Below are 25,235 nucleotides of genomic sequence, written 5' to 3'. Positions count from 1 at the left end.
TGCTTTCCTAGATTGCGCGATATTCCTTTTTCCCTTATAATAGGAATAAGAGTCATAAGAGTTATATGAAATGAGGATGTTATGAGAATACAGGGCGTAGTGTTTGACGTTGATGACACGCTGTATGATATGGCTCAGCCATTCTATGCTGCATTACGAAGACTCTATGGAGAGCGCAGTGAGTTCGACTTGCCATCTCTCTTTCTATCCTTTCGCCGCCATAGCGATGAGCGGTTTGAGGAGTCACAAACAGGGAAAATCAGTATGGAGCAATTCTATATTTATCGCATCCAAAAAACGCTAGAAGAAGCTGACGTTCAGACGACGGATGCGCAGGCGTTGGCCTTTCAGCGCGTCTATATGGGGCTCCAGTATCAGATTCGGCTCTCGCCGATGATGATCCGTATGTTCAACGAGCTTCGTCCGCGCGCCAAACTCGGTGTGATTACCAATGGCGAATCTGCACATCAGAGAAAAAAGATAGCCTCCCTCGGTCTCTCAAAATGGATACCGGAAGAGACGATGATCGTATCAGGTGACCACAAGTTTCGTAAACCAGACCCCCGCATTTTCCAACTGATGGAGGAACGTATGGATCTGGATAAAGCAGGGCTTCTCTATGTCGGTGATGCGTTTGAGATGGATGTGAAAGGTGCGATAGAGGCAGGCTGGAGTGCTGTTTGGTACAATCGTCGTGATCGTGCCGTGCCGACGGATGCTGCGGGTCTGTCATTCACCGAGGTTTCGTCCGAGGATAAATTGCTTTCGGTCGTTGTGAAAGCCGTGCGCGGATGATTTGAACAGCATTTATCAGTGATTCCTGAAACCTGAAATAACATAAAAATAGCTCATCCTTATGGATGAGCTATTTTGTACTGCTTAAGTCGCAGAATTACTTATTCTGGTCGATGAGAGCCTGAACTTCGGGTGCCTTTCCATCCGAGCCGAGGACTTCCTTGATCTTGTGAGCAACGAGCTCCTTGATGTAGTTACGACCATCGGACAGGTACTGACGCGGGTCGAAGTGCGACGGCTCCTTCTTGAAGTGCTCGCGGATGCCTGCCGTCATCGCAAGACGCAGATCAGAATCGATGTTGATCTTGCAGACAGCCGACTTTGCGGCACGGCGGAGCTGATCCTCGGGAATGCCGACCGCATCCGGCATGTGGCCACCGTTCTCGTTGATGATCTTGACGTACTTCGGAATAACAGAGGATGCACCATGGAGCACGATGGGGAACCCGGGGATGCGCGTCTCGATATCCGCAAGGATGTCGAAACGGAGCGGCGGCGGGACAAGAACGCCATCCGCATTGCGCGTGCACTGATCCGGCGTGAATTTAAATGCGCCGTGCGAGGTGCCGATCGCGATGGCGAGGGAGTCAACGCCCGTCTTCTCGACGAAGTCCTGGACTTCCTCCGGCTTCGTGTAGGACGCATTTTCTGCCGAGACGTTGACATCGTCTTCGATCCCTGCCAGCTGACCAAGCTCCGCCTCGACAACAACGCCGTACGCATGTGCATACTCGGCAACGCGCTTAGCAAGTGCCACGTTTTCTGTGTAGGGGAGATGCGAGCCGTCGATCATGACGGAGGTGAAACCGCCATCGATGCACGCCTTGCAGATGTCAAAATCTGCGCCGTGATCGAGGTGAAGCGCAATGGGAATATCGTTGATTTCGAGTGCTGCCTTGACGAGATGGACAAGGTACTCATGACGGGCATACTTGCGTGCACCTGCGGAGACCTGCAGAATCAGCGGAGACTTTAACTCTCCGGCGGCATCCGTAATCCCCTGGACAATCTCCATGTTGTTGACGTTGAAAGCGCCGATGGCATATCCGCCGTCGTAGGCTTTCTTAAACATTTCTTTTGTTCCGACGAGTGGCATGTGATTACCCCCTAAACAGATTAACAATGATTCATCGAATGTCTTAATTATAGCATAGATTATTGAGTGAAGATACCGCTTTTTGAAATTTCCCATCGGTTCTGCTATAATGGGAACACTAATCGGTAAAGGCGGGTGCATCGCGTGCAGTTAAAGCGCTTGGAGGCTTATGGATTCAAGTCATTCGCCGAGCGAATTGTCGTCCAGTTTGATCAGGGAATCACAGCGGTTGTGGGACCGAATGGCAGTGGAAAAAGCAATATTACCGACGCAGTGCGCTGGGTTCTGGGGGAACAGAATATCCGTATGCTGCGTGGGCTGCGTGCCGAGGACATCATCTTTGCCGGCTCTTCTGCACGGCGTGCGTTGAGTGTGGCAGAGGTAATTCTTGTATTTGACAATACGGATAAGACGCTGCCCATTGACTACGAGGAGGTTGTGGTCAAGCGCCGACTGTATCGCAATGGGGACAGTGAAATATACCTGAATGACTCCCGCTGTCGTATCAAGGATATATATCAGTTGTTTGCCGACACAGGGATCGGACACGATGGTATGAGCATCATCGGACAGAATCGCCTGAACGATATCCTTGACAGCCGTCCGGAAGATCGGCGCGTTTTTTTCGATGAAACTGCGGGGATCACAAAATACCGCACGCGCAAACAGGAGGCACTCCGCAAGCTGCGTGACAATGATACTGACCTCGTGCGCTTGAGTGACATTATGCACGCGCAGGCCACTGAGCTTCAGCCGTTGTCCCAACAGGCGGAAAAGACCAAACAGTTCCGTGGACTGGATTCAGAGCGACGGAGCTACCAGCTGACTGCCCTTGTCCACCAGCACGAAAGCCTGCAAAAAGAGCAAGAATCCGCTGATCGAGATCTGCATGTGCACGAAGAGGCAGAGATACGTGCGATGCAGGAGAGGAAAGAAAAAGAAGATCAGAAGACTGCACTCGAAGAGAAAATGGCTGCCATTGATCTCCGTATGGGAGAACAGGAGCAAAAGAGTACAGAGCTTCAATCTAAGCTGGATCATTTAACCAGAGAAGCTGCTCTCCTGGAAGGGCGCCGGGATGAAGGAGAGAAACGAAAAGCATATATTGAGCAACAACGCCAGTCTGCCGAAGTTAAGATTCAGACGACACTACAGGAAATTGCTCAGATTGATGCTCTCCTCGTACGGAAAAGAGAGGAATGTACCGGAAAAGAACATGCGCTGCATGAGGCATGTGCTGAACTTGAACGCGTGCAGGCTCTCGTGCATACAGAGGAAAAGGAACAGGAGCGTAATGCGCATGCACGGCACGCCGTGCAGCGTGTGTTGGCACGCCTGCGTGAAAAACTTGCTGCCGTATCGGGGGCGCATCAAGACAGCGACCATGCGGCATCGGCACAGGAGGAGCTTGCCCGAAGAAGGTCACTTTTGATAGAGACACAGTCTGAAATTACAGCAGCAGAGGATGCGGCCCGCCGTATCGAAGAAGAATTGTGCGGGGGGAAAGAAAAATGCAGCCGCATCCAACAAGAGATGGAAGAACTTCGCCGCGCACAGGAGAATGATGAACGGCAGATCAGACAGACTGAGGGCGAGATGCTCCGTGCACAGCAGAGTCTGGAGTTTCTTCGGCGTATGCAGGAGAGCTATGAGGGATTTGGCAAGGACGTACAGATCGTCCTCCGTGCCCAGGAGCCGTGGCGAAGCCACGTGGCGGGAACCGTCGCCGATCTCATACGTATTCCGCAGCGCTTCCTTGCGGCAATGGAGGCAGCGCTCGGTGGGAGTGTGCGCAATATTGTCACCGAAGATGCACAGACGGCAAAGGAAGCGATCGGCTATCTGAAACGGAATCATGGCGGACGCGTCACCTTTCTCCCACTGACGACGATTACGGTGCGCCCTCCACGGGATATAGATACCAAGCAGCATAAAGGCATTATCGGCTGGGCGAATACACTTGTTCAGGCGGATGGACGATTCCAGAGGGTCGTGGATCATCTCCTTGGACAGACACTGGTGATGGAAACCCTTGACGATGCTCTTGTGACAGCGAAGAAGGAAGGATATCGTCTTCGCATCGTCACACTTACCGGAGAGTTGCTGAATCCCGGCGGGTCACTTTCGGGTGGAGGGCGAAGGAAACAGCAGACAATGCTGCTCAATCGCCATGCGGAGATCGAGACAACTGAGGCGAATCTTGCAGCGAAAAGCAAACTATGCGGCGAATATCGTGCTGCACGAGAAGCGCATCAGAATGCGTGGCAAATAAAAGATCGTGACGTTCAGCGTTGTACGAAGCGAATCGAGCAACTGTCGGGTGAACTATTAAAAAACAATGGAAATCGTGAACTGCTACAGGCGCGCGCACTGGATCATGCAGAGGCCGTTCAGAAGATGGAGCATGCTGAGCAGGAACGTGCCATATACTCCGCACAGCTCGCCAAGAAACGTGTGCAGTTGGAGCGTCATATTGCGCAGTGTGAGGCACATGAGTCTCGCTTTATCCATGAACAGGAGAAGCTGAATCAGGCTGGCAGGGAGTACGGTGCTGCATTAAAAAAGACAGCGGACGCCATCCATGCACTCGAAGTGGAGCTTGCCTCACTTCGAACCTCCATTGATACGGAGGAAATGCATCGTAAGTCCCGCGTATTGGAAGAGCAGGATGCCCGTAAGACACAAAGTGATATTACTGCCCAAGAGAAACAGCTGTCTGAGGAACTGACAGAGGGGACAGCGCGGATCGCATCGCTCTCAGAGGAGATATCTGCACAGGAGAAACTCCTTCGTGAGAGCAGGAAAAACAGCAGTGATCTCCGGGATGCACGTCTTGCCCACGAAGCAGACGTGCGCGTTTTGGATGAGGCACTGAAGAAATGTCTCTTAAATTTGGAAGAGATCCGCTCCAAACGGCATGAGTGCGATAAGCTCGTGGAACGGATTCAGCTGCGCATGGAGGACTGTCGTGAGCGTTTACTGAGCGACTTTGGCCTCACGCCCGAATCAGCATCTGTCCAGGCAAAGCATGCAGAGCCGCAGGTAGTCAGCGCCTATCTGCACGAACTCGAATCCGCCATCCAATCGCTTGGCACAGTCAATCCGAATGCCATAGAGGAGTACGAAGAAAAGAAAGCGCGATACGAGGAAGAAGAACGTCAAGTAGAGGATCTGAAGTCGGCCAAACAGGATATCGAGCAGATCATTCAAAAGATAGACCAGGATATGACCCGGACATTCCGCGAAGCGTTCCGTCAGATTCAGGAGTATTTCAACAAGATATTTGTGCGGCTCTTTGGCGGAGGAATCGCAGAATTGCGGCTGACGGACAAGGAAGATATTCTGAACAGCGGTGTTGAGATTCTCGTTACTCTGCCGGATAAGAAACGGCAGAATCTGTCTGCTCTATCTGGTGGTGAGCGTGCACTCACGGTGATCGCCTTGTTGTTTTCCTTTCTTCGCTATCGGCCGTCTCCATTTTCTATTCTCGACGAGATCGATGCGCCGCTGGATGAGGCAAATGTGTTGCGCTTCGGTGACTTCCTGCAGGAGTTTGCAAAACACACGCAGTTTATTGTGGTCACGCATCGAAAGGGAACCATGAGGGCAGCGGATACGATGTACGGCGTTACCGTGGAGGATGCCGGCGTCTCCAAGGTGCTGTCAATCCGCCTGAAGGATTATGAGGCAGAGCAGAGCGCCTAATCAGTGCTTCCTCAGAGAAAGGAGTTGTCGTGGGATTCTTTGATCGCCTGAAAAAAGGCTTAACGAAGACGCGGGAGAATTTTACCCATAGCATTGAACGCTTGATTATTGGCTATGCTGATATTGATGACGATCTCATCGATGAGCTGGAAGAAACCCTTTTGATGGCCGATGTAGGCGTCAAGACGACGGAGATGCTGATTGCATCTGTACGAAAGGGGATCAGAAATAAGGAAATTCAGACGCCGGATGACTTGATTCCTTTTCTGGAAAAAGAAATTGTTCGCATCTTGGATCGTGGAGAGAGTGATACGCCCATGGCGGATCAACCTCCAACGGTGATCTTGGTGGTTGGGACAAATGGTGTCGGCAAGACGACGACCATCGGGAAGCTGAGTGCCTACTATCGTCATCAGGGCAAAAGTGTTTTGCTGGCGGCGGCAGATACGTTTCGCGCGGCCGCCATCGAGCAGCTTGAGGTCTGGGGCAAGCGAGCGGATGTTCAGGTCATTAAACACGGCGAAGGATCGGATCCCGCCGCCGTTGTCTTTGATGCGCTTCAGGCGGCAAAGGCACGCAGAACGGAGCTTGTCATCGTGGATACGGCGGGGCGCCTTCAGACAAAGTCCAATCTCATGCAGGAACTGGAGAAGATCTACCGTGTGATCGGACGCGAGGTCCCGGGGGCTCCCCATGAGACACTGCTTGTTCTCGATGCAGGGACGGGGCAGAACGCGATTAGCCAGGCAGAATTGTTTTCACAGGTAGCCCCTGTCACCGGTGTCGTCCTCACCAAGCTGGACGGAACGGCGAAGGGCGGCGTCACGATCGGCATCACAGCGCAGCTCGACATTCCCATCAAGTGGATTGGCGTAGGCGAGGGCATTGACGACTTACGTCCCTTCCATGCGGAGGATTTCGTCAACGCACTGTTTGCCAAACGCGAAGATGCAGAAGCATAATAGAGACAGGTATCTGTAACGAAAGAAGGGATCGTCGATGGATGAAGATCTGATCGAACATACCGTTCGCAGCGAGGATATATTTGACGGCACGCTGCTTCATGTGCGCCGCGACATAGTGCGTCTGCCGAACGGAAAAGAGGGGGTGCGCGAGTGGATTCGCCATCCGGGGGCTGCGGCCGTACTTCCGCTCCTCCCCGATGGAAATGTTATTCTCGTGCGGCAGTATCGCCACCCGATCGGCAAGGTTACCTTGGAAGTCCCTGCCGGAAAGCTTGATGCCGAAGGGGAAGATCCACTGCACTGTGCGCGGCGGGAGCTGTCGGAGGAGACGGGCTACACGGCGGAGCAGTACGATAAACTGACGACGATTGCAACCACCGTCGGCTTTTCGAATGAGTACATTCATCTGTACCTCGCACGTCAGCTTTCCTCCGGACGACAGCATACGGATGAAGATGAGTTTGTCAATGTGGTACAAATGCCGCTAAAAGAAGCACTGCATCTGGTCAATACAGGAGAAATCATCGATGCCAAAACCATCATCTCGCTGATGATGGCAGCACCGCATTGTCCCATCGAGTCATAGGAGATATTGATGTTCGGATTTGATTTACAGGAAATGCTGCTCGGCATTCCCGGGCTTGTCATTGCAATGACCTTTCACGAGTATGCGCATGCGCGTGCCGCCGTCTCTCTGGGGGACTTTACCCCGCGTCTCATGGGGCGGTTGACGTTGAACCCAACGGCCCATATCGACCCCATTGGTCTCCTGATGCTCTTCTTGGTACGATTCGGATGGGCAAAGCCGGTCATGATCAATCCAAGCAATTTTCGTCAACCCAAACGTGACGATATCCTCGTATCACTCGCGGGGCCGATGATGAATTTGTTCCTCGGCTTTGTGGCTTTTTACGTTATGCTGCTGATCAATGCACACCGCCTTGATGTCTCGCAGATCACCTATACGATCATACAGATGATCTTTGTCTACAACGTGAACTTCGCCATTTTCAATATGCTTCCTATTCCGCCGCTCGATGGCTCGCATATTCTCCGCAACCTGCTGCCGCCGGATCTTGCTTATCGTTATCAGTCGATAGAACGATACAGTATTCTCATCATGATCGTATTTATTGCCACACCGATTCTGAGCGTTGTACTGATGCCGCTTTTTCGATTGGTTTACGGATTCTATAAAGTGCTTGGATCGGCACTCCTATTTTAGGTTGTGTCATGAAGGACGACTATCTGGTCAAATTAGATGCGTTTGAAGGACCCATGGATCTGCTCATGCATCTTATTGAAAAGAATAAGATCGATCTCTACGATATTCCAATTGCCGATTTGACGCGCCAGTATCTAGATCATATTGACAGGCTCTACCAGTTCGATATTGAATATGCCAGCGAGTTCTTGGTCATGGCGGCAACATTGCTGCGGATTAAAGCCCGTATGCTGCTTCCTCCAGCCGAAACAGATGAGGAGCAGGAAGAAGATCCGCGCAGGGAACTTGTCGAACGTCTATTGGAGTATCGTCGATTTAAAGAAATCGCGTCGCTTCTCGCAACGATGAACGATGCACAAAGTCCCTATGTGGAACGCTCTCCCATGCCGCTCCCTGCGCATCGCATGCCGCTGCTTGGTCTTTCTCCTGATGCGCTGTTGCGGGCTTTTTCGGATGTCCTGCGCGCGCAGGAGAAGCCACGCATCCCGACGGTTGTCATTTCAGCGGAGGAGTATCGTGTGCAGGATAAGATGGCGGATATTCTGTCTCTTCTCCATACACATCATGGCCGCATGAAACTGAGCGACGCGTTTCCCAGCGGAACGCGGGAAGAGCTGCTCTCTGCCTTTTTGGCACTGCTGGAGCTCGTCAAGATGCAGACGGTACTCGTTACGCAGGAATGTCTGTATCATGTGATTACGATTTCAACAAAGGAGGGTAGCAGTGCAGTCTCTTAGCCGCTCGAGTATTCTTGAAGCCGTTCTGTTTGCCGCAGGTGCACCGCTTCCACTCTCAAAACTGGCAGAGATCATCGAGGTTCCGGAGTGGGAGGTGCAGGAGGCGCTGACCGTCCTCGAACGCGATATCGCTGCGCAGGGGCGCGGAATATTTTTGCGCAGATCGGCAGGCGGCTATCAGATCGTGACGCACCCCAGTGCCTTTCCGTGGGTGCAGAAGCTCGCTGAAAAAATACAGCCGACACTGTCCTCGTCTGCGATGGAAACCCTTTCCATTATTGCCTATCGGCAGCCCATCACCAAGCAGGAGGTAGAACACATCCGCGGGGTGCGCGCCGAACGCTCCATTGGACGGTTGATGGAGCTGGAACTTATCTGTGAAATGGGACGTAAACCCGTCGTCGGGCGTCCCATTCTGTATGGAACGACAGATTTGTTTTTGCGCTCCTTTGGCCTAGCGCGGATAGAGGATCTTCCTGCCTTACCGAACATCGACGATATAAAGAAGACGCTGGATGATGACCAGCTGCGTCTATTTGAGGAGATGCAGGGGGCATCGGATTCTACGGAAGAAGAATAACTTAGCTTATGCGAAATAAAGGGGTGGAATCATTGGTAGAACTGCTCGCGCCTGCGGGAACGAAAGAGGCTTTTTATGCTGCTGTTGAAAATGGAGCGAATGCCGTCTATCTCGCGGGAAAAATGTTTGGTGCGCGTGCCTATGCGGCCAATTTTGACGAGCAGGAACTGAGCGATGTCATCCGCTATGCGCATCTGAAGAACGTTCAGGTACACGTCGCTGTCAATACGATCATCGACAATGAGGAACTCCCTAAGTTAAAGGAATACCTATCCTTTCTTTCCTCGGTTGGAGCAGATGCTGTATTGGTACAGGATCTCGGCGCGGCACGTCTGGCACAGCAAATCGCACCGTCTCTTCCGCTGCATGCGAGTACGCAGATGACCATCCACAACAGTGCAGGGGTAAAGGCTCTTGCAGCGCTTGGATTTTCCCGCGTCGTTCTCGCACGGGAATTGTCCATTCCTGAGATACAGAAGATATGCTGTGAGAGCAGTATTGAGATCGAATGCTTTGTGCATGGCGCACTCTGTGTCTGTTACTCAGGACAATGTCTGATGAGCAGCATGATCGGCGGGCGCAGCGGGAATCGTGGCCGCTGTGCGCAGCCCTGCCGCCTTCCGTATACACTGATCGATGCAGCAGGACGAGATGTGCTCGGCGATTCTGCCGGAAATTTTCTGCTCTCTCCGCGCGATCTGAATGCCGTTGATCTGATTCCACAGCTGCTCGACGCAGGGATATATTCGCTGAAGATCGAGGGGCGGATGAAACGTCCTGAGTATGTTGCGACCATTGTCCGCACGTACCGAAAGGCGATCGATCACTATCTTGCTGCAAAAAATCCGCCGATCGACGATGATGATCGCGATCATCTGGCGCAGGTGTTTAATCGGGACTTCACAACAGCATACATGGAAAGACACCAAGGGAAGCAGATGATGAGCGACCGCCGTCCGAACAATCGGGGGCTCTTGGTCGGCCGTGTCGTCGATTATGATGCCCGTACGGAAATGGTGTCGCTGAAACTTGCCCGTGATCTTGCTGTTGGCGATCAGCTGGATTTCTGGGTCAAAGTCGGAGGACGCGTTTCTGCGGAGATCGAACATCTCTATGACGAAGAGGGGCGCGAGTGTCCGGCAGCATCTGCGGGGGATATTGTCTCCTTTCGGATCCGTGGGCGTGTACGTATGCATGACCGAGCCTTCAAGGTCTATGATACAAAACTGATGGAGACGGCGCGCCGTTCCTATGCAGCGGATGCTCTTGCTAAGATTCCTGTCGCCATGCACCTTCATGCCAAAGTACGAGCTCCGCTGACCCTTCATATTGAAGATGATGCAGGAAACTGTGTCGATGAAAAAAGTGAGTACCTGCCGGTGCGCGCGACAAAGCGTCCTCTCACCAACGAAATAGCAAAAGCACAGATGGAACGCCTGGGAACAACGGCGTTTGTCATGAAAGAACTCACCTGTGAGATCGATCCGGAAGTAATGGTTCCCGTCAGCGAACTGAATAAGCTCCGCAGAGCAGCTATTGCCGCACTAGAAGAGGTACGCATTAGCCACTTTCAGGCGAAGAAAAAGACATGTCACGTCACGGTTCCGGTACGGGAGAATGTGCCGACTGCACCTCCTGCAAAATTGATGGTCTCTGTGGATTCCCTTGCGGCTGCCGAAGCAGCAATTTCCGGCGGTGCAGATGGGATTCTCTACGGCGGTGAGTCCTATGAGGGGCGCCATTTGCAGCCGCGTGATTATGATGCTGTCTGGGACTATGCACAGGCGCATCACGTACGCATTGACTATAATACGCCACGTATCGTCCATGAAAGTGAATGTGCTGCATTGGCGGATCTTCTGGCACATTTTGAAAACAAATTACCTGCTGCTCTTCATGTCCATAATATCGGAACTGCCCATCTCGCGCAGGAGCATTGTTCTGCTGCTCTTCATGCAGATGCATCAATGATCAGCTACAATAGGGCAACCATTGAGTTTTTGCAGTCTTATGGCTTTAAGGAAGCAACGATTTCGCCAGAGTTAAACGAAAAACAGGCAGCGCGGCTCGCCCATGACTCTGCCATCCCGCTCAGCATGATGGTCAGCGGCCGCTTGCCGTTGATGGTATCGGAATACTGTGTGCTCGGAAGTTTTCTCGGCGATTTAGATAAGGGACAGTGCACGATGCCATGCCGAAAAGGAAGATATTCTTTGCATGACCGCAAGGGGATCGATTTTCCCATTGTAACCGATCAATTCTGTCGTATGCATATATTGAACAGCAAGAAGCTGTCGCTCCTCCCACATGTTCCGAAGATTTTACGTGCGGGGATTACGACCCTGCGCATCGAAGGACGCGGCACGGCACCGGATGAGCTGCGGCGTACGGTTTCTGCCTACAGGGATGCGATGAAATTATCTCTGCCATTAACTGAGGAAGAAGAAAAGCGCCTGCAAATGCAGGAAGGAAATGACATTACACGCGGTCATTACTTTCGTGGAATCTTGTAGAAGCACCGATTAGTTCTGTCGCATTATTTTGACGCATTCTCGATAAAAAGAGGTACTTATGGACACGGAGTCATTTAAGGTTTTAGAATACGAAAAAATAAAAACCAGACTCGCATCGTATGCCGCCACAGCCTATGGGAAAGAACGATGCAGAAGTATCATGCCATCTTCCGACTATGATCACGTTGCACGGCTTCAGAGGGAGACCGAAGAGGCAGTGCGGGTTGCGCAGATTCAGCCGCCTCCATTTGATGGCATCCATCATCTGCAGGAGATTCTTAAAAGGGCAGGTCGTGGTATTCTGCTGGAGCTGGATGAGCTGCGCTTGGTCAAGAGCACCATTGGCGGCATGAGAGACGTGAAGTGTTTTTTCCGCGATCTGTCTGCTGATGCAGAGCTGCTGAAAGACTTGGCACGGCGCATTGAAATCTTGGGCATGTTGGAACGGAATCTTAAGGCAGCGATTGACGAATACGGAAATTTTCGCGATGATGCCAGCCCCGTCCTTCGTCGCATCACGAATGAGCTGCGTACGGCGCAGTCGCGGGTAAAGGAGCGGCTTTCTTCCATTCTTCACGATGCAGCCTATCAAAAAATGTTTCAGGAAGCTATTGTCACCGTGCGCGATGAACGCTATGTCATCCCGGTCAAGCAGGAATATCGCAGCCAATTTCCAGGTGTCATTCACGATCAATCTGCAAGCGGCGCGACACTGTTTATCGAACCACTCGCCATTGTCGAGCTGAATAACACTGTGCGTCAGATGGGGATTGCACGCGAGCAGGAAATCCTGCGTATTATGCAGCGATTGACCGGTGAAATTGCCCGTTCTGCTGATGTTTTGTCTGCCAACTGCACGATTTTATCCGATCTCGATCTCATTTTTGCTCGTGCTTCTTTGGCGCGTGAGATGAGCGCCTATCCACCGATTTTGAACAGAGACGGGTATGTGCATCTGCGAAGAGCGCGGCATCCGCTGCTCCCTCCGGACAAGGTCGTTCCAATTGATATAGAGCTGGGGAAAACTTTTTCCACACTGCTGATCACGGGGCCGAACACCGGCGGTAAGACGGTTAGCATGAAGACCCTCGGCATTCTTGCGCTGATGTCCCAGTCCGGCTGTTTTCTTCCGGCTGAGTCAGGCTCGGAGATACCGATCTATCAAAATATTTATGCGGACATTGGAGATGAGCAGAGCATCGAGCAGAGTTTATCCACGTTTTCCGCGCATACCCGCAATATTGTACGCATCATCGATCGAGCGACATTTGGCGACCTGGTGCTCCTAGATGAGGTCGGCGCGGGAACTGATCCTGATGAGGGCGCTGCTCTTGCGCGGAGTATCATCGAACACTTCCTTATGAATCGCATTGCTACTGTTGCGACAACGCATTATGCCGATCTCAAAACGTATGCATATACACAGCAAGGCGTTGAAAATGCATCGGTTGAATTTGACCTCAAGACGCTCCGTCCGACCTATCGTTTGCTCATCGGTATACCGGGGGCAAGCAACGCCTTTTCCATCAGCCGCCAACTCGGTCTGCCGGAGGAGATCGTTGCACGGGCGGAAGAATATGTAAGCGAGGATCATGCCCAGTTTGAAACCGTTGTTCACGATTTGGAACGTGCCAAGACGATTTATGAGGAAAAAAATCAGCTCCTTTATAAAAAAGAAACGGATGTTGGCAGGGCTGAGTCACGCCTTCGTGCAGAACGTGCTGCATTTGAGCAGTCGAAGCAGGAACTCCTCCATAAGGCACGCGAAGAAGCCAACAACATTGTACGTGAGGCAAGACGAAGTGCCGAGGAGACCATTCAGTCGCTCAAGGAACAGTTTGATGACCATGGCATCAAGGAACGTCAAAAAGCGATTCAAGCAGCACGGTCAAGACTGAATGAGGCCTATGTGCACAATATATCGCCGAAAATTCCTGCGGAGGGGAGACCCGTTCGCCCCGGTGAGATCCAAAGCGGGGATACGGTTTACATCCGTACGCTTGCCCAGGAGGGTACAGTGCTTTCCGTGCAGGGCAAGGAGCTCAGTGTTCAAGTTGGCGGTCTGCGTACCATGGTCAAGATGGATGCGTGCACATTTGTCGGACACCCAAAGCGTAAAAAAAAGATCAACAAGATACGCATCGGCGGTTCATTGGCGCAAAAATCGGCAGAGGTTCGCCCACAGATTGATGTGCGTGGCATGACCGTATTGGAGGCTGAGGCAGTTCTTGAGAAATTCATCGACGATGCTGTCTTTGCAGGGCTTTCCACTGTGCTGGTCATTCATGGAAAGGGGACAGGAGCGCTGCGCCTTGGGCTGCGTGATTACTTTAAGCGAAATAAATCCATCCGCTCGTTCTCCTTTGCTGATATTGCTGAGGGTGGTACGGGTGCAACCGTTGTTACACTGAAATAGAAGTGAAAAACTCCTCTTGACGCGCGCTTTTTGAGAAAATCTCCTTACAAAATACAAACTTTGTGTTACAATAGAGAAATTGAGTGCACAAAGCGCCTCCAATGGACACATCTTGGGAATCACTGACAAAATGAAATCTGTCAGATTGGCGTATTTTTTCGTCCGAACGAGGTGGAAAACCGGACGCAGAGTGAGACTCTGCACTAGATTTCCCCCCCCAAAGTACGGGCAATAAAGATGCGTCAAGATGATGGCACTAAAATTATCGTGCTTCCCTAGGTTAGGAAGGTATCCATGCAGAAGAGCGAAAAGAAAGCAACGAAGAAGTCGTCAGGGTTTTCCCTGGGAAAGATGCTCCTCGTCGTAGGACTGGTTTTGTTCGTCATGGTCATCGGCGTCGGTTGTGGTTTCCTGACGGCGAGTCTGAATACCAGATCAAATCTTGCAGAGGACATTGTTCCGCCGGCATCGTCGCAGATCTACGATATTCATGGAAATGAGATTGCGAATATCCATGCGGCGGAGAATCGTCGTCCGATTGGCATCAATGAAATCCCCAAAAACCTCCAAAATGCTTTTATTGCGGTGGAGGACAATCGATTCTATGATCATATCGGTATTGACCCACGTGGCATTGTACGTGCGATCTGGGCAAATATTCGCGGCCGGACTGTCACGGAAGGCGGCTCTACGATTACGCAGCAGCTTGCGAAGAATGCCTACCTGACACAGGATCGCACACTGAAGCGCAAGGTACAGGAAGTATTCCTCGCGCTGCAGCTGGAACGGCAGTATACGAAGCAGGAAATTCTTGAGCTCTACATGAACCAGATCTACTTTGGACAGGGAGCCTACGGTGTTCAGGCAGCGGCACGCACCTATTTTGGCAAGGATGCCAAGGATTTGACACTCAATGAGTGTGCCATGCTTGCGGGGATTCCAAAGAGTCCGAACTATTACTCGCCGGTCAACAATATGGATGCGGCGACAGAGCGCAAGGCTGTCGTGCTCGATCAGATGGTTAAGTACGGCTATATCAGTGACAGTGAAGCCGCAGCGGCAAAGAAGGAGCCGCTGCATATTGCAAAAAATACAAATGATGGCGGCAAGAGTGCCTCCTATTTTGTGGACTACGTTCTCCAGCAGCTGGCAGAGAAATATGGAGATGATGCGATCTACAAGGACGGTCTGAAGATATATACAACCATCGACATGGATATGCAGGCCGCGGCAGAGACGGCGATGAAGAATCTGCCGACCTACTTTACGGATGCCAATGGGATCGTTCAGCCACAGGGAGCATTGGTCGCCATCGATCCGCATACGGGCTATATTAAAGCGATGGTTGGCGGACGTGGAACGGATCAGTTCAATCGTGCGACACAGGCAGTCAGACAGCCTGGCTCAGCGTTTAAGCCCTTCGTTTTTGCCGCTGCTCTCGAGAACAAGTATACGCCGGAATCCATCATCGAAGACAAGCCGCTGAAGGTCGGTTCTTGGGAGCCGCAAAACTACAGCCGCAACTTCTCCGGCAAGGTTCGCCTGCGCGATGTTGTACGCTGGTCGCTCAATGTTCCAACCGTTCGTATCGCACAGGATATTGGCATCGATAAAGCAATTTTTTACGCGCAGGAGATGGGAATTTCCACATTTGTCCTGGATGGTGCGACGAATGACCGTAATCTGGCAACAGCCCTGGGCGGAATGACGCGCGGTGTAACCCCGCTGGAACTGACCAGCGCCTATGGTACATTTGCCAACCGTGGCATCCACGTCAAACCCGTTGCTATTCTGCGTGTCGTATCGCGTACCGGGAAGGTACTCGAAGAAGCAGAGCGCAAAGAAAAGAGTGTTATGTCAGCGGACAATGCGGCGGCACTGACGGCGATGCTTGAAGATGCCATTCGGCGCGGGACGGGTACGCGCGCCAACATCGGACGCCCGGCCGCAGGAAAGACCGGCACAACGAGCGACTATCATGATGCATGGTTCGTCGGTTATATACCGGATCTGGTTGCCGGCGTGTGGATCGGAAATGACAGTGTCAGTGACTTGCACGGCATGTCCGGTGGTATGACCCCCGCCGTTATTTGGCAGGCATTTATGCAGAAAGCATTGGCTCAGATGCCCATACGAAGCTTCGCTGGGAGTTCGGCCCATTCTGACACGTCTGCCAAAGAGGAGACGGCAGTCGATCATGAGAAGTCCTCTGGTGAGAAAAAGGCAGCGGATGAAAAAAAGAAGGAGCAGGGAAAGACCTCTGGAAGCACTTCCAAGGGCGGGGGAAATACTGCTCCTGCGGAATCCGTACGTTCTGCACCGGTCGAGTCTCAAGGAGCTGCGCCTGAACCTGGCATGGGGATAGAAAAAGGACAAAACTAGAGAAGAGAGGATCATTCATTGAATGCTGTTGATATTTTAAAGGAGCGCGGGTTTCTTGCACAGTGCACAGACGAAGCTGCACTGCGCGACCTGCTCGATCATGAACAGGTGACATTCTACACAGGATTCGATCCGACGGCAGACAGCCTCCACGCAGGACATTTGATTGCACTTATGGCCATGTCCCACATGCAGCGTGCAGGACATCGTCCCATTTGTCTTGTTGGTGGCGGCACGGGGACAGTAGGTGATCCTTCAGGACGAACAGATATGCGCAAGGTCATGACCGATGAAACCATTGCGCATAATTGCGATTGTTTTCGGGCACAGATCTCGCACTTTATCGATTTTACGGATGGACGTGCCATCATGGTCGATAACGGCGACTGGCTGCGCAAGCTCAATTATATTGATCTGCTCCGCGATGTTGGAGCACACTTTACAGTAAATCGTATGCTTGCTGCAGAAAGCTATAAACAGCGGTGGGAGAAAGGGCTTACCTTCCTTGAGTTCAACTACATGATTATGCAGGCGTATGATTTCCTAGAGCTCAACCGACGCTACGGCTGTCGCCTTGAAATGGGCGGCGACGACCAGTGGTCGAATATTATCGCCGGTGTCGAACTCTGCCGTCGCAAGAAGAATATTACCGTATTTGGCCTAACCAATAAGCTGCTGACCAAAAGCGATGGAAAGAAAATGGGCAAAACGGCGGGCGGAGCACTTTGGCTTGACCCGAAGAAGACTTCTCCCTATGATTTCTATCAGTATTGGCGGAACGTCGATGATACGGATGTTTTGACCTGTCTCTCTCTGCTCACATTCCTCCCCATGGAGGAAGTGCATCGTCTGACGTCCGTTGAAGGGCAGGAGATGAATCACTCGAAGGAAGTGCTTGCCTACGAGGTGACGAAGATCGTTCATGGAGAGCAGGAAGCACATAAGGCACAGGAGATGGCGCGGGCTCTGTTCGGTGGTGGTGTCTCTGAACAGGTTCCACAGCTCCATGTGACATGTGGAGAGAAGCTGATTGATGCACTGACGCGCGAGGGCGTCTTTTCTTCCAAAGGAGAGGCGCGCCGCTTGATTCAGCAGGGCGGTGTCACGCTCAATGAGACGCGCGTCTCGGATGAACATTATGTCTTACAGGCAGATGTTTTTTCAGAGGGGAAAGCACTGCTGAAAAAAGGAAAAAAGAAGCACTATCAGTTGGTTTGCTGAATACTACGTTGACGATGGGAAGGAGATAAATAATGTCCGGGCATTCAAAATGGGCAAATATCAAGCGTAAAAAAGGTGCAAATGATGCAATCCGCGGAAAAATCACGACGAAGATCGGGCGCGAAATCACGATTGCTGTCCGTATGGGTGGCGCGGATCCAACGGGAAATATGCGTCTGAAATTGGCGCTTTCCAAGGCAAAGGCCAATAATATTCCGAAGGACAATATCAATCGCGCCATTCAAAAAGGACTCGGAGCAACCGAGGGCAGCAATTACGAAGAGGTGATCTACGAGGGTTACGGTCCGGGTGGTACAGCGGTAATGCTCGATATTCTGACCGACAACCGTAACCGCACTGCTGCGGATGTGCGTCATCTTTTTTCGAAGTATGGCGGAAACCTTGGACAGGATGGTTGTGTCTCATGGATGTTCAAAAAGAAAGCTGTTTTCGTGGTCGAACGAGATACCTTTGATGATGAGGACGCACTTCTGGAGCTCGTTTTGGAGGCGGGTGCTGAGGACATGCGCTCCGAGGACGATGTCTTTGAGATCGTCGCTGAGCCGGATGCCTACGATGCCATTGAGACTGTATTGGGCGAAAAGGGGATTGAAACGGCATCAGCAGAGGTGACGATGGTTCCTGACACGACGGTTCACCTCGTTGACAAAGATGCGGAGAAAATGCAGACGCTGATTGATGCGCTGGAAGACAATGACGATGTTCAAAACGTCTACAGCAACTATGAAATGGATGAGTAGACGACAACCTTCCTTGAGTGCAGACATCGTGTCTGCACTTTTTTAGGAATCGCATAGGAATATACAATGTTAGTACTTGGTATTGATCCAGGAACAGCTATTTGCGGCTACGGATTTGTAGAGCAAAATGGGTCGCGTTTACATGCACATGCCTATGGAGCTGTTACAACACCATCAAAAATGCCTGTGGAACAGCGCTTGTTAAAAATCCATACAGTGCTCGATGAACTCATCCAAAAATATCGCCCCGATGCAATGGGCGTGGAACAGCTCTTCTTCAATCGCAATGTTACGACAGCCATACCGGTCGGACAGGCGCGTGGGGTCGTACTTCTCGCCGCGGCAAAAAATAACCTTCTGTTGATTGAGAGAACGCCGCTTCAGGTGAAACAATCCGTTACGGGATACGGAAAGGCAACAAAGGAGCAGGTCATCTACATGGTGACAAAACTCCTCCATCTGCCCGAGGCTCCTCATCCTGATGACACGGCGGATGCTCTCGCTGTCGCGATCAGTGCTGCACACTGCATGGACACAATTGCCTTGCGCAATCGATTGTAGGCTCATGTTGACCGAGATGAAATGAAGGCTGAACTTCGCGAGGATTTGTTTTGACAGGAGCAGAGTAGATTTATGATCGGATTTCTAAAAGGAAAAGCAACGCATATCACATCCGACTATTGCCTTCTTGATGTGCATGATGTAGGTTATCGCGTATTCATTTCCAATCAGACGCGTGCACATATCAGTCCAAGTGCGGAAGTCATGCTTTACATTCATACAAATGTACGAGAGGACGCCATTCTTCTCTATGGCTTCTTTTCGCGGGAAGAATATGATCTGTTCCTCCATTTGATCGGCATTTCAGGCATCGGACCAAAAGTCGCTCAGGGAATCCTTTCTTCGGCAACAGTAAATGATTTCTACCGTATGGTGCAGCAAAAGGACGTAAAAGGTATCACAAAACTTCCCGGTATTGGAAAGAAGACGGCTGAGCGTATTCTATTGGAGCTGAAAGACAAGCTATCAGATGTCTCGGTTGCAGATCTGCCGGAAGGTGACAACAACGTCGGAACAAAGACCGAAAATAGTATGATCGCTGAAGCGACAGAAGCGCTTCTCACGCTTGGTTTTCAAGATAGTGAGATTCAGCGTGTATTCCGACAGAGGCATTCCTGCCAAAATACGGAGGAGCTGATCAGGTATGCATTGGCAGAACTACAGCGACTCTGATCCAGGAGAGGAGGGAACACAATGCCTGAGATGGGGGAAGATGAAGAAATCATTTCCTATGAAGAGCAGTCCACCGATGGCTGGCAGTATAGTCTGCGGCCGCGGCGGCTCAGTGAATACATCGGACAGGATAGAGTAAAGTCCAATTTATCCAAATTTATACAAGCGGCGCTGTCGCGGGGAGAAGCGCTCGACCATGTCCTCCTTTGTGGCCCGCCGGGACTTGGAAAGACGACACTCGCGGCCATTATTGCCAATGAGATGGGGGCTAATTTTCGCCAGACATCGGCGCCTGCCATCGAACGGCAGGGAGATCTCGCCTCCCTGTTGACCAATTTACAAGAACACGATGTTCTCTTCATCGATGAGATCCATCGTCTTTCCCATCATGTTGAGGAAATACTCTATTCTGCCATGGAAGATCACGCCATTGATATTATCATAGGAAAAGGGCCAAGTGCGCGATCCATCCGTTTAGACCTCGCACCGTTTACGCTGGTTGGGGCAACGACGAAGACCGGATCTCTATCGGCACCGCTGCGCGACCGATTTGGGATACAGGCGCGGTTAGAGTACTATACGACCGACGCTCTCCTGCTCATCATCGAACGTACCGCTGAGATTCTTTCCGTTCATATTGAACGAGACGGTGCACTTGAGATTGCACGTCGCTCGCGTGGAACGCCGCGCGTTGCCAACCGTATTCTAAAGCGCGTGCGTGATATTGCACAAGTGGCAGGCGAGGAAATTATTTCGCGTTCCGTTACCATCGATGCACTGGATGCATTGGAAGTCGACGAATGTGGTCTAGAGAACAAAGACCGTTATATGCTTGAAGTCATGATTCAGAAATTCTCCGGTGGCCCCGTCGGACTCAAGACCCTTGCGGCGGCACTGAGTGAGATGACAGAGACCATAGAGGATGTCTATGAGCCGTATTTGATCCAGCTTGGCTTTATCGCTCGTACTGCGCGCGGACGTGTTGTGACACAGGGTGGGTATGAACACATCGGGGCACCGTATCCACGCGGTGATGACAGACAGGGAGAGTTACTCTAACATGAAAATGCTTTTGCATATGTGCTGCGGTCCATGTTCCTGCTATCCGGTAAAAAAATTACGCAGCGACGGCATAGAGCCGACCGGGTATTTCTTTAACCCGAACATCCATCCATATCAGGAATGGAAAGCACGGATGCAGGGGGCAGCACAGTTTGCGGAAATGGTGCAGATGCCGATTGTCATTGATCGGGAATATCAGATGCGTTCATTTCTGAAAAAAGCTCTTCCTGCAGAGGATACGCGCGGTGGACGATGCCGTATGTGCTATACATGGCGCCTGCAGGAAACTGCCGCCTATGCGGCACAGAACGGATTCGATGCCTTTACATCAACCCTGTTCTACAGTATCTACCAACAGCATGATCTCATGCGCTCTGTTGCAGAATATTTTGCAGATCAGTACTGCATCACGTTCTACTACGAAGACTTTCGTATCGGATGGCAGGAAGGTATTGATATGAGCAAGGATATGGAGCTCTACCGTCAATCCTACTGTGGATGTATTTTTAGTGAAGAAGAACGATACAGCAAGGAACTGCAAAAAATTCATCGAAAGGAAAATCGGGAGAAGAAACGACAACGCCAAATGCTTTCCGTATGAAAAGGGAGTGCAGCAATGAAATTGTATTTGCGGTGCAGTATTCTTGTCATCAGTACATTTCTGTTCGTTGTTCCTGGCATTGTGTCCGCATCGTGGCAGCCGGAAATTACGGTAGGAATCAGCCAGGGTGTCGCGGAAGCAGAATTTTCCGGAAGGAATGCACCGCTTTATGTATACACAGACGAGCAGCAAAAGAGCCCCATTCTGACGATTCCACAAAAGGAAAAACTGCGGGTTCGATTCCTTCATAATACATTTGAACTCAATGGAAAATTGTATGAGGCTAAGCAGTTATACATTCAGGCAGGCGAAGATGAATCCATTTACATCAACGATATGCCATATCGTGGTTATGTTACATTGCTGAAACAAAACGGTATGACTGTTATCAACCATGTTTTGACGGAGGATTATTTGTACGGAGTTGTGCCCAAAGAAATGCCTTCGACGTGGCCGATGGGCGCTTTACGTGCGCAGAGTATTGCAGCACGAACGTTTGCCCTGAAGAACAGAAATCGCCATAGCGAGCAAGGATTCGATCTGTGTAATACTGCGCATTGTCAAGTTTATGAAGGAAGTTCGGCAGAGACGAAGGAAACTACGGAAGCTGTTGATCGTACGCGCGGAGAAGTGATGTTTTATCATGGTGCCGTCATTGATGCAGTCTTCCATACGGATTCCGGCGGTATGACTGAGTCCGCCGAGCATGTGTGGGGGAGTTATGTTCCTTATCTGCATGCCGTATCTGAACTGCAGACGAAAACAAAGCCGTGGACACAGCGCGTTTCGACGACACTGTTCGTGAAAAAATTGGAGGAGAGCAGCAAAAGAGTCGGGCATCTGAAGTCGATTCATCTTTCTCCTCTCAGCATCGGCAAGGGGAGCAAAGATCGGAGCCCGAGCGGCCGCGTCCAGTTTATTGAGGTCCTCGGTGACAAAGGAATTTGTGTTGTTTCAGGAAATGACTTACGCAGGATATTTGCACTGCCGAGTACCCTGTTTGAGATTCAGCGTGAACCGTTCGATATTGTCTTTCGCGGCTATGGTGGAGGACATGGTCTAGGACTCTCGCAGTGGGGGGCCAAGGCATTTGCCGACCGGGGGAAGACCGACCGAGAGATCCTATCGCACTACTATACGGATATAACCATCGAGAAAATATACTAAATGAACTACGGATACACCGAGCAACACATTGTGTTATGCAGTCCGTAGTCATATAAGGTGAGATCTATGAATATTTCTGATTTCGATTACTTTCTTCCAGAGGAGCAAATCGCGCAAGTTCCGGCAGACCCGCGAGATTCTTCACGCATGATGGTGTTGTCCCCCAAAACACAGAGCATCGAACATCGACACTTTTATCAGCTGGATGAATACCTAACGGATGGAGATGTACTGATATTCAACGATACCCGTGTGATTCCAGCGCGTCTCATTGGTGTAAGACAGCCGACTGGGGGAAAGGCTGAGGTTTTTTTACTGCGCCAACTGGAACGAGATCGATGGGAAGTTCTTGTGAAGCCCGGCAAAAAAATGCGCGTCGGCTCTGTGATTACGTTTGGTCATGAGCTGTCCTGCGAGGTGCTTGCATATACGGATTTCGGCGGACGAATTGTAAAATTCTCCTATGAGGGGATTTTTGAAGAGATTCTGGAGCGTTTGGGGACCATGCCTCTTCCGCCTTACATTCATGAGACACTGCAGGACCCGGAGCGTTACCAGACGATTTATAGCCGAGAGAAAGGTTCTGCAGCAGCGCCGACGGCAGGGCTTCATTTTACGGAGGCCCTTATGGATCGGCTGAGAAAAAAGGGGGTGCGCCTTGGATTCGTCACACTGCATGTTGGCCTCGGTACATTTCGTCCGGTTCAAGTCGATGAGATCGAAGATCATGTAATGCACAGTGAATTTTATTCCATACCGACCGAGACAGCGGACCTGATCCGTATGGCAAAGCAGGAAGGCCGACGAGTAATTGCAGTGGGGACGACCTCCATCCGAACACTGGAGTCTGCGGCGGTCGACCATGGAATGATCGAAGCAAAGCAGGGATGGACGAATATTTTCATCTATCCGGGGTACCAGTTCAAAATCGTTGATGCTGTGATTACAAACTTTCATCTTCCAAAATCCACACTGATTATGTTGGTCAGTGCATTTGCCGGACGAGAATTTACCCTGAAGGCGTACCGAACAGCCGTCGAGGAGAACTACCGATTCTTTTCATTCGGCGATGCCATGTTGATTCAATCACGAGCATAAAGAAAGGACAGTCATACGAAGGTGTTGCTCTTCGTATGACTGTCCCTTACTTTTCCGGAAGCTCGCTCAGGAGGTCATGGTGCTGATTGATCAAATCGGCCATCATTCTCTTACCGTTGACATCCGGATGCAGTCCGTCGGTTGACAGAAGTGGATTTAGGACACTCCACTTTGCATCATAGAAATATGGCTCTATGTCAATGTAATACTCCTGTGATCGAATCCACGCATTGATGAGACTCAACTTCATTTTCCACGTGGGATCCGTTTCAGTATGAAATGCCAGCTGGATACGTTCCGGATTCAGCGGCAGCAGCGTTAAGAAAATAGGACGTATACCATGCAGAGAACATTTCTTTCGGATGGCATCCAGATCCTTTATAATTTCCTGTGCAGGCGTATCCGCACGCAGACTGTTGGAGCCTGTGAGAATCAAAAGATTGGCCGGGTGTAGGGGGAGCACGTCTTGGTCAAAGCGCTCCAGTGTCGTGTGCGATGTATCCCCGCTGCGGCCAAGGTTGAGACATTCAAAGGATAGATATGTCGTATAGCTGTACTCTAGGAATGCGGGGGAGCTCGATATCGCACCGCCTCCATGAGTGATGCTGTCTCCGAGTGCCGCAGCGTAAACATGTCCCGATGGAGATGGATTCACTGTAAATGATGCCACATCCGACCATGTTCCAACGGTATGACCTTTGGCATCCAGCCCGCGTACACGCCAGTAGTAGGTACCGGCATAGGGGCGTGCGTATTCATCGTAAATGGCATTAACATCGGAGATGGTTTGTGCCCAGGCACGGTGTGGATCAGGTTTTGTTCCGTGGTCATGCTTTGGTTTTTCCGTCAGAAGTTCAACCTCGTACGTATGGACGCCATTCATCGGAATCCATTGGTAGACTGGGTAGATTGGCTGATGGAAATTCATGACCTGATCGAAAATATTCGGTAGGGGACGATCGGGAATCGCTGCATTTTGATCGATGACAAGCGGCTCAGCGGAAGAAAACTCGCCGATGGGTTCCTGCTTTAATCCCAAGGCACGGACTCTCCAATAGATTGTTTTATGGGAGGAAAACTTCCGCAGGTCTGCCTGCCAACCATTCGTGAATACATCGCGAGTGCTGGTCAAATGGTATTTCGTGGAAAGTACGATGCCGCCTTCTTGCTCCGGGGGAGCAGAGAGCAGCTCCACTTCGTAGAGAACCGCGTTAGGAATGCTGTGCCAAACGAGAAAGGGCATAAGACTTGCTGGATGTTCTTTTGTATAATGGTAGATTGGAATAGGTGCCTGTGCAGCGAAATAGGGGGAAGCAATCTCCGTCGATGGAGATGTCAGAGCACCGAACATACCGTATGCGGTGATCCGATAATAAAAGGGAATCGGCGCCGAGGAGATCCGGTAGGAAGGTGTTGTTGTAAATTCCGTCTTAACAAGCTCAAATTCAGCTTTGTCTGTGCCCATTCCCGTTGTCTTGATATAGGTATCCACACGATAGTAGCATGGATATGCAGGGCGTTCCCAACGCAATGTGACGATGCCGTCTTCCTCGTATACCTTGGCAGAAATGTCAAGTTCACGAAAATGCAGGAAATCGGTTTTCTCAAGAAAAAAAATGCATCCGATAACGATAAAAAAGATGAGACTTGTAAAAAACAAATATTGCTTCATAGATTC

20 protein-coding genes are annotated in these 25,235 nt (G+C 50.9%); 18 read left to right on the top strand and 2 right to left on the bottom strand.

Annotated elements, in window-relative coordinates:
* The first annotated feature begins 81 nt into the window (after nt 1-81).
* Complete coding sequence (locus tag HMPREF9166_RS01125; RefSeq protein WP_009442197.1) at nt 82-795, top strand: HAD family hydrolase; 714 nt, start codon at nt 82-84, stop codon at nt 793-795.
* A gap of 97 nt (nt 796-892) precedes the next feature.
* Here HMPREF9166_RS01125 and fba read toward each other — a convergent pair whose 3' ends face one another.
* A complete protein-coding gene (fba, locus tag HMPREF9166_RS01120) occupies nt 893-1,891 on the bottom strand; it encodes a class II fructose-1,6-bisphosphate aldolase (RefSeq protein WP_039980791.1) in 999 nt (332 codons plus the stop codon).
* A 144-nt stretch (nt 1,892-2,035) separates the two neighbouring features.
* Between fba and smc the strand changes: the two genes are divergently transcribed.
* From smc to queA, 17 genes are all read left to right on the top strand, one after another.
* Nucleotides 2,036-5,596, top strand: a complete 3,561-nt coding sequence (gene smc, locus HMPREF9166_RS01115) for a chromosome segregation protein SMC (RefSeq protein WP_009442195.1) — start codon at nt 2,036-2,038, stop codon at nt 5,594-5,596.
* Between the two features lie 29 nt (nt 5,597-5,625).
* Entirely contained in the window at nt 5,626-6,558 is a 933-nt protein-coding gene (gene ftsY / locus HMPREF9166_RS01110; RefSeq protein WP_009442194.1) for a signal recognition particle-docking protein FtsY, read from the top strand.
* Nucleotides 6,559-6,595: 37 nt separating this feature from the next.
* Nucleotides 6,596-7,147, top strand: coding sequence for an NUDIX domain-containing protein (locus tag HMPREF9166_RS01105; RefSeq protein WP_009442193.1), 552 nt, complete (start codon nt 6,596-6,598; stop codon nt 7,145-7,147).
* A gap of 9 nt (nt 7,148-7,156) precedes the next feature.
* Complete coding sequence (locus HMPREF9166_RS01100) at nt 7,157-7,786, top strand: site-2 protease family protein (protein WP_009442192.1); 630 nt, start codon at nt 7,157-7,159, stop codon at nt 7,784-7,786.
* Between the two features lie 8 nt (nt 7,787-7,794).
* On the top strand, nt 7,795-8,523 hold the full coding sequence (locus HMPREF9166_RS01095; protein WP_009442191.1) for a ScpA family protein: 729 nt from the start codon (nt 7,795-7,797) through the stop codon (nt 8,521-8,523).
* The gene (gene scpB / locus HMPREF9166_RS01090; RefSeq protein WP_009442190.1) at nt 8,510-9,103 is read left to right on the top strand and encodes an SMC-Scp complex subunit ScpB; all 594 of its coding nucleotides are present in this window, start codon (nt 8,510-8,512) and stop codon (nt 9,101-9,103) included. Before HMPREF9166_RS01095 ends, scpB begins: the two co-directional genes overlap by 14 nt.
* A gap of 8 nt (nt 9,104-9,111) precedes the next feature.
* A complete protein-coding gene (locus HMPREF9166_RS01085; RefSeq protein WP_009442189.1) occupies nt 9,112-11,616 on the top strand; it encodes a DUF3656 domain-containing protein in 2,505 nt (834 codons plus the stop codon).
* Between the two features lie 58 nt (nt 11,617-11,674).
* Nucleotides 11,675-14,032, top strand: coding sequence for an endonuclease MutS2 (locus HMPREF9166_RS01080; protein ID WP_009442188.1), 2,358 nt, complete (start codon nt 11,675-11,677; stop codon nt 14,030-14,032).
* 294 nt (nt 14,033-14,326) lie between these two features.
* Nucleotides 14,327-16,414 carry a transglycosylase domain-containing protein gene (locus tag HMPREF9166_RS01075; protein WP_009442187.1) on the top strand — a complete coding sequence of 696 codons (2,088 nt, stop codon included), beginning with the start codon at nt 14,327-14,329 and terminating at the stop codon, nt 16,412-16,414.
* Nucleotides 16,415-16,432: 18 nt separating this feature from the next.
* Complete coding sequence (gene tyrS / locus HMPREF9166_RS01070) at nt 16,433-17,635, top strand: tyrosine--tRNA ligase (protein ID WP_009442186.1); 1,203 nt, start codon at nt 16,433-16,435, stop codon at nt 17,633-17,635.
* Between the two features lie 32 nt (nt 17,636-17,667).
* A complete protein-coding gene (locus tag HMPREF9166_RS01065) occupies nt 17,668-18,396 on the top strand; it encodes a YebC/PmpR family DNA-binding transcriptional regulator (RefSeq protein ID WP_009442185.1) in 729 nt (242 codons plus the stop codon).
* Between the two features lie 66 nt (nt 18,397-18,462).
* Nucleotides 18,463-18,957 (top strand): crossover junction endodeoxyribonuclease RuvC, encoded by a 495-nt coding sequence (ruvC, locus tag HMPREF9166_RS01060; protein WP_039980788.1) that lies wholly within the window; start codon nt 18,463-18,465, stop codon nt 18,955-18,957.
* Nucleotides 18,958-19,029: 72 nt separating this feature from the next.
* Nucleotides 19,030-19,629 (top strand): Holliday junction branch migration protein RuvA, encoded by a 600-nt coding sequence (gene ruvA, locus HMPREF9166_RS01055; RefSeq protein WP_009442183.1) that lies wholly within the window; start codon nt 19,030-19,032, stop codon nt 19,627-19,629.
* Nucleotides 19,630-19,650: 21 nt separating this feature from the next.
* Nucleotides 19,651-20,688 carry a Holliday junction branch migration DNA helicase RuvB gene (gene ruvB, locus HMPREF9166_RS01050; RefSeq protein ID WP_009442182.1) on the top strand — a complete coding sequence of 346 codons (1,038 nt, stop codon included), beginning with the start codon at nt 19,651-19,653 and terminating at the stop codon, nt 20,686-20,688.
* Between the two features lies 1 nt (nt 20,689).
* Nucleotides 20,690-21,292 (top strand): epoxyqueuosine reductase QueH, encoded by a 603-nt coding sequence (locus HMPREF9166_RS01045; RefSeq protein ID WP_009442180.1) that lies wholly within the window; start codon nt 20,690-20,692, stop codon nt 21,290-21,292.
* Between the two features lie 15 nt (nt 21,293-21,307).
* Nucleotides 21,308-22,459, top strand: coding sequence for a SpoIID/LytB domain-containing protein (locus HMPREF9166_RS01040; protein WP_009442179.1), 1,152 nt, complete (start codon nt 21,308-21,310; stop codon nt 22,457-22,459).
* Between the two features lie 66 nt (nt 22,460-22,525).
* On the top strand, nt 22,526-23,557 hold the full coding sequence (gene queA, locus HMPREF9166_RS01035; RefSeq protein WP_009442178.1) for a tRNA preQ1(34) S-adenosylmethionine ribosyltransferase-isomerase QueA: 1,032 nt from the start codon (nt 22,526-22,528) through the stop codon (nt 23,555-23,557).
* 46 nt (nt 23,558-23,603) lie between these two features.
* On the opposite strand, the gene HMPREF9166_RS01030 is transcribed toward queA, so the two are convergent.
* Nucleotides 23,604-25,229, bottom strand: a complete 1,626-nt coding sequence (locus tag HMPREF9166_RS01030; protein WP_009442177.1) for a GDSL-type esterase/lipase family protein — start codon at nt 25,227-25,229, stop codon at nt 23,604-23,606.
* Between the last annotated feature and the right edge of the window lie 6 nt (nt 25,230-25,235).

The organism is Selenomonas sp. oral taxon 149 str. 67H29BP, from assembly GCF_000146365.1.
In the GTDB taxonomy this organism is placed as follows: Bacteria; Bacillota; Negativicutes; order Selenomonadales; family Selenomonadaceae; genus Centipeda; species Centipeda felix.
The sequence above is the reverse complement of the archived record's forward strand: the minus strand, read 5'-3'. Positions and strand labels throughout refer to the sequence as shown.

Bases quoted from the DNA above. Each gene is read 5' to 3' on its own strand.
- HMPREF9166_RS01030 (WP_009442177.1), bottom strand. From the start codon at position 25,229: ATGAAGCAATATTTGTTTTTTACAAGTCTCATCTTTTTTATCGTTATC.
- HMPREF9166_RS01040 (WP_009442179.1), top strand. From the start codon at position 21,308: ATGAAATTGTATTTGCGGTGCAGTATTCTTGTCATCAGTACATTTCTG.
- HMPREF9166_RS01085 (WP_009442189.1), top strand. From the start codon at position 9,112: ATGCGAAATAAAGGGGTGGAATCATTGGTAGAACTGCTCGCGCCTGCG.
- HMPREF9166_RS01100 (WP_009442192.1), top strand. From the start codon at position 7,157: ATGTTCGGATTTGATTTACAGGAAATGCTGCTCGGCATTCCCGGGCTT.
- fba (WP_039980791.1), bottom strand. From the start codon at position 1,891: ATGCCACTCGTCGGAACAAAAGAAATGTTTAAGAAAGCCTACGACGGC.
- queA (WP_009442178.1), top strand. From the start codon at position 22,526: ATGAATATTTCTGATTTCGATTACTTTCTTCCAGAGGAGCAAATCGCG.
- HMPREF9166_RS01095 (WP_009442191.1), top strand. From the start codon at position 7,795: ATGAAGGACGACTATCTGGTCAAATTAGATGCGTTTGAAGGACCCATG.
- HMPREF9166_RS01105 (WP_009442193.1), top strand. From the start codon at position 6,596: ATGGATGAAGATCTGATCGAACATACCGTTCGCAGCGAGGATATATTT.
- ruvA (WP_009442183.1), top strand. From the start codon at position 19,030: ATGATCGGATTTCTAAAAGGAAAAGCAACGCATATCACATCCGACTAT.
- HMPREF9166_RS01045 (WP_009442180.1), top strand. From the start codon at position 20,690: ATGAAAATGCTTTTGCATATGTGCTGCGGTCCATGTTCCTGCTATCCG.
- HMPREF9166_RS01080 (WP_009442188.1), top strand. From the start codon at position 11,675: ATGGACACGGAGTCATTTAAGGTTTTAGAATACGAAAAAATAAAAACC.
- ruvB (WP_009442182.1), top strand. From the start codon at position 19,651: ATGCCTGAGATGGGGGAAGATGAAGAAATCATTTCCTATGAAGAGCAG.
- HMPREF9166_RS01125 (WP_009442197.1), top strand. From the start codon at position 82: ATGAGAATACAGGGCGTAGTGTTTGACGTTGATGACACGCTGTATGAT.
- ruvC (WP_039980788.1), top strand. From the start codon at position 18,463: ATGTTAGTACTTGGTATTGATCCAGGAACAGCTATTTGCGGCTACGGA.
- HMPREF9166_RS01065 (WP_009442185.1), top strand. From the start codon at position 17,668: ATGTCCGGGCATTCAAAATGGGCAAATATCAAGCGTAAAAAAGGTGCA.
- HMPREF9166_RS01075 (WP_009442187.1), top strand. From the start codon at position 14,327: ATGCAGAAGAGCGAAAAGAAAGCAACGAAGAAGTCGTCAGGGTTTTCC.